The sequence below is a fragment of the Nguyenibacter vanlangensis genome, from assembly GCF_013376155.1.
GTDB classification, from domain to species: Bacteria; Pseudomonadota; Alphaproteobacteria; order Acetobacterales; family Acetobacteraceae; genus Gluconacetobacter; species Gluconacetobacter vanlangensis.
The window spans coordinates 1-1,425 of record NZ_JABXXP010000694.1 but is presented as its reverse complement, the minus strand read 5'-3'; the positions used below and the strand labels follow the sequence as shown (position 1 = coordinate 1,425).

General features: G+C 71.1%; 1 protein-coding gene. It reads left to right on the top strand.

The window, feature by feature from the left end; all coding sequences use genetic code 11:
* Window positions 1-1,425, top strand: a 1,425-nt coding sequence (ligD, locus tag HUK84_RS18115; protein WP_176641484.1) for a DNA ligase D, incomplete at both ends; no start/stop codon positions are given.

Sequence of the window (1,425 nt, the reverse complement as noted above, 5' to 3'; positions counted from 1 at the left end):
GGCCGGAACGCTGCCCGATTTCGTCGCGCCGGCCCTGGCCAGCCTGGCCCGCATCGCGCCCCGGGGCCCGCAATGGCTGCATGAGATCAAGTTCGACGGCTATCGCCTGCTGGCCCGGATCGATGGCGGGCATGTCCGGCTGCTGACCCGGACCGGGCTGGATTGGAGCGATCGCTTCGGCCCGCGACTGGCCGCCGCCCTGGCCGCCTTGCCGGTCCGGCATGCGCTGATCGACGGCGAACTGGTGGTGGAGCGGCCGGACGGCGCGTCCGATTTCTCGGCGCTGCAGGCCGATCTGAGCGCCGGGCGGACCGATCGCTTCGCGTTCTATGCCTTCGACCTGCTGTATCTCGACGGGTACGACCTGCAGGCGGCGCCGCTGGACGCGCGCAAGGGGCTGCTGCATCGGCTGGTGTCCGCCGAGACCGGCGTGCTGCGCTTCAGCGCCCATTTCGACGTGGCGGGGGATGCGGTGCTGCGCCAGGCCTGCCGGCTGGGGCTGGAGGGCGTCGTCTCCAAGCTGCGGAATGCGCCCTATCGGCCCGGGCGGAGCCGGGACTGGATGAAGACCAAATGCGGGGCGCGGCAGGAATTCGTGATCGGCGGCTACATGCCCTCGCGCAGCGCACCGCGGGCGATCGGTTCGCTGGTGCTGGGGGTCCACGATGCCCATGACCGAAGCCGGCTGGTGCATGTGGGGCGGGCCGGCACCGGCTTTACCGCCGACATGGCGCGGGACCTGTTTCGCCGCCTGACGCCGCTGACCATTCCGCGCAGCCCGTTCGCCACGCCGCTGACCGCCGTGGAGCGGCGCGATATCCGCTATCTGCGCCCCGAACTGGTGGCCGAAATCGCCTTTCAGGGCTGGACGGCCGATGGGCATGTGCGCCAGGCGTCGTTTCGCGGCCTGCGCGAGGACAAGCCGGCCGCCGACATCATCCGGGAGGAGACGCCCCTTGCGCCGACAGGACGCGCCATGGACCTGACCCATCCCGACCGGCCCTATTGGCCCGAAGCCGGCATCACCAAGCAGGATCTGGCCGCGTATTACGCGGCGATCTGGCCGCATATCGCGCCCTTCATCACCGATCGGCCGCTGGCGCTGCTGCGTTGCCCGACCGGGATCGGAGGGGCGCGGTTCTTTCAGAAACATCCGTGGCAGGGCGCCGGCAAGCCTGTCGTTGCGCTGCACGATCCCCGGGCGGCGGCGGGGGAGCGGCTCATCGGCATTCGCGACCTGGACGGGCTGATCGCGCTGGTACAGGCCGCAAGCCTGGAAATCCATCCCTGGGGGGCCACGAGCCGCGATTGGGAGCATCCCGACCTGATCGTCATGGACCTGGACCCCGGCGAAGGCGTGCCCTGGCCGGCGGTCGTCGCGGCGGCCCGCGAGATCCGGGCGCGCCTGGAACAGGCGGGGCTGGC